This is a genomic window from Mesobacillus subterraneus (assembly GCF_000934845.1).
GTDB classification, from domain to species: domain Bacteria; phylum Bacillota; class Bacilli; order Bacillales; family Cytobacillaceae; genus Mesobacillus; species Mesobacillus stamsii.
Window position 1 is genome coordinate 1 of record NZ_JXIQ01000063.1, and the last position, 2,732, is coordinate 2,732.

Annotated in this window: 3 protein-coding genes and 1 pseudogene; 2 read left to right on the forward strand and 2 right to left on the reverse strand. The window is 38.9% G+C overall.

The genetic code is table 11. The features are described from left to right. Both UB32_RS19370 and UB32_RS07545 read right to left on the reverse strand, forming a co-directional pair. Nucleotides 1-120, reverse strand: a 120-nt coding sequence (locus tag UB32_RS19370) for a transposase (protein WP_347230906.1), incomplete at its 3' end; no start/stop codon positions are given. 252 nt (nucleotides 121-372) lie between these two features. Beyond that, on the reverse strand, nucleotides 373-1,704 hold the full coding sequence (locus UB32_RS07545; protein ID WP_044392542.1) for a CoA-disulfide reductase: 1,332 nt from the start codon (nucleotides 1,702-1,704) through the stop codon (nucleotides 373-375). A 449-nt stretch (nucleotides 1,705-2,153) separates the two neighbouring features. Between UB32_RS07545 and UB32_RS07550 the strand changes: the two genes are divergently transcribed. Together UB32_RS07550 and UB32_RS07555 are read left to right on the forward strand one after the other, a co-directional pair. Continuing rightward, the gene (locus tag UB32_RS07550) at nucleotides 2,154-2,336 is read left to right on the forward strand and encodes a hypothetical protein (protein WP_044392544.1); all 183 of its coding nucleotides are present in this window, start codon (nucleotides 2,154-2,156) and stop codon (nucleotides 2,334-2,336) included. A gap of 178 nt (nucleotides 2,337-2,514) precedes the next feature. Continuing rightward, a pseudogene (locus tag UB32_RS07555) lies at nucleotides 2,515-2,732 on the forward strand (hypothetical protein); the annotation flags it as partial.

Below are 2,732 nucleotides of genomic sequence, written 5' to 3' on the forward strand. Positions count from 1 at the left end.
GAACTTATCTTTTGCGAAATCAGATATTTCACTGTCGAACACTTGTCTGCGATATTTTACTACCAGAACAAGATGGGAATACATTAAGAATACTGAATGATTATTACTGTCTAATTTCATTGGTATAACAACCCTTCATTACATATATTACTGATTATACCCAAGCCTTTGGCTAAAGCCAACCAAAATTCATCTCCCACCTACTCATTGGGCTATCGCCCTTCACATTCCTTGAGGATGAGAGACTTCTTTCGGAAATCCGTTAAAGCCAGTGACTAGTATGGCCATTGTATGCTCCACCCTTATTCTTTTATCACAATAGATCGACCGTCCCTTTTCCTTCATCATACGAAAGGAGGAAATCGTCCGTTCTTACTTCACTCTCCTAGCTGCCTGCTGAATAGGATCCCACACACCATTATACGGGGGAGCATATGCCAAATCCAGATCAAGCAGCTCGTCTGTCGTCATGGAATGAAATATGGCCGTTGCTAGGACATCTATTCGCTTGTCGACGCCGTTTTCCCCAATAATTTGCCCGCCAAGTACCTTATGAGTCTCTTTATGATAGACAAGCTTCACCTTCATTTTTTTACCATCCGGATAATAACCGGCAATATCCGTTGCAGTAATAGTTACGGATCCACAAGGGATGTTGAGCATGTTTGCCTCCGCTTCTGATAGACCTGTTCTCCCCAGGGTTAACCTGAAAAACTTAATAACCGAACTGCCAACGATTCCTTTAAAGGTTTGATGAATATCCACCATGTTCAATCCGGCGATTTGGCCTTGCTTATTGGCGTGTGTTCCCAATGGGATATGATCATCCTTTTCTTTTACCCGGTGGTATTGGGTGGCACAGTCTCCCGCTGCGTAGATATCTTCTATACTGGTTTGCATATAGGCATTTACTTCGATCGCACCATTTACACTGGTCTTGATTCCTGTTCCTTCTAAAAAGGAGGTATTCGGCTTCACCCCTACAGCGATAAGCACCAAATCCGTTTCATATTCGCCTTTGTCAGTTTTCACAAATTCGACATGCTCCCTTCCGCCGAATGCTTCCACGGATTCACTAATCTTCAAAACAATATTCTGCTTCACTGCTTCATCGTGAATCAGTTCTGCCATATCCGCATCAAAAATTTGCGCTAATTGGTCCTTTCTTTCGATGATTGTTACCTTCTTGCCAAGCTCTGCAAAACTTTCCGCCATTTCCAGTCCGATGTATCCGCCGCCGATCACGGTCACATTCTTTCTATCATTCTGCAAATAATCGATAATTTCTTTGGCATCATGGATGGTCTTTAAAGAGAAAATACCCGGAAGTGTCACGCCTTCCCATTTTGGAACGACCGAACTTACACCAGTGGCAATTAGCAAGCGGTCATAAGGAAGATTAAACGTATCCCCATTTTCGTGGTTTATTCCACTAACAAGTTTATTTTTCGTGTCCACTTTTTGGACTTCATGAAATACTCGTGCATCAATGCCATATTTTTCTCTAAAAGCAGCTGGAGTGCGCGCAATTAATCGATCGGTAGACTCAATCTTCCCGCTGATTACATAAGGCAGGCCACATTGACCGTATGAATACACGTCACCCTTTTCCAATACCGTAATCTCATTTCCAGAGCTGTTCCGAACCATTTGCATCGCAGCACTCATTCCCGCTGCATCGCCACCAATAATAAGTATTTTCATCTTTATCCCTCCATTCCTTATGTATCTAATTATGATGGAATTTTAACCATTAAAGCAACTTTTAAGAACGGAAAACGAACCTATAATCCTTGTTTCTTTCACTGCCAAACTTCTGGCTATAAATATATTTATAAAGCCCTATGAACTAATACATTCCCTATCTTCTAAAACAAACAAACTCAATGAAACCGGTACTTAATTCTAGGTTATATCTCAAAAATCAGAGTTCCATTGCCTTCTCCTAAAGTGAATGTTAAAGCTTAGATATATTTACTTTTTCGAGTAAAAAAAGCGTGTTTACTTATTGTTGTTTCATCTAAAACAAAAATAAGTTCCATTGTCTTACATACTTAATATTTATTAAACAACGTTTAACATTCCATTCACTCTTTATTAAAAATTCCATATTATAATCAATCCTGTAAATCAAATAAAGTGAGGTGAATCCTATGTTTTTAAAAAAACTGATTGACAAAAACCCGATCACGATTCAGTACAACGCAAATGGTTCATTAGCCGTTTTTAAAGGCCGCGTCTATGGGCTAAATGTAAAGGAGCAAATTCTTTCACTGAAAGATGAAAAACAAAAGACGTTTTCGATTCGATTTTCGGAAATACGAGCAATTTATTAGTCAAGGATTCTCCTGAATTATTCCTGTATTTCTTTTTGCTTCCTTAAGTCCCTTCCTTAACGAGAATGCCATGTCCAAAGCCAGTCGCTTTGGTCTTATTTGTTTTCGTCAATATAAAAATAGTGACTTGTTTTACATGCCTGGGTATAATTAATTCATACAGAAGGAGGTGAATGAGATGGAGAGAATATTGAACAAGATATTAGAGCGGCTGGATTCCATGGACAAGCGATTTGATGCTGTTGATGCACAGTTTGAATCTGTTGATGCACGGTTTGAATCTATCAAAAATAATTTAATCAATTTAGAGAATGGCCAGCAATCCTTGCAGTTAGAACAAAATAATTTATTGAATGGCCAGCAATCCTTGCAGTTAGAACTGAATGATTTATTGAA

Coding starts and splice junctions, on each gene's coding strand:
- UB32_RS07545 (WP_044392542.1), bottom strand. CDS start 1,704: ATGAAAATACTTATTATTGGTGGCGATGCAGCGGGAATGAGTGCTGCG.
- UB32_RS07550 (WP_044392544.1), top strand. CDS start 2,154: ATGTTTTTAAAAAAACTGATTGACAAAAACCCGATCACGATTCAGTAC.